The 279-nt window shown below is 50.2% G+C and carries 1 protein-coding gene; it reads left to right on the top strand.

The window, feature by feature from the left end; translation table 11 throughout:
* Positions 1-279 (top strand): hypothetical protein (locus ACNKXV_RS14750; RefSeq protein WP_417908450.1); only part of this gene is annotated, 279 nt, incomplete at both ends.

Here is a 279-nt window from a genome sequence, read left to right as displayed (position 1 = left end):
ATTTTACGTAGTAGGATCGGCGTATTCCTACTTGCAGGAATGGCTACCCAATGTAGGGCAGGAAGTATTGAAAACTGGAAAGGCGGACTCTATTGGCTTTGGCCGAATGGTGTTGAGTTATCCGGATATGCCAGCGGATATCTTGTCGGGCCAAGGCTTGAAGCGAGGCAAAATCTGCCGCACCTTTTCCGACTGCACTACCGCACCGAGAAACGGCATGATTTCAGGCTGTTTTCCGTTGGACCCGTTTTACAAATCCATGCCCGAGTACGACCAACT

It is taken from the genome of Christiangramia aquimixticola (assembly GCF_048285835.1).
GTDB lineage: Bacteria > Bacteroidota > Bacteroidia > Flavobacteriales > Flavobacteriaceae > Christiangramia > Christiangramia aquimixticola.
Note: the sequence above shows the minus strand (reverse complement) of the source record. Positions and strands in the feature narration are given on the sequence as shown.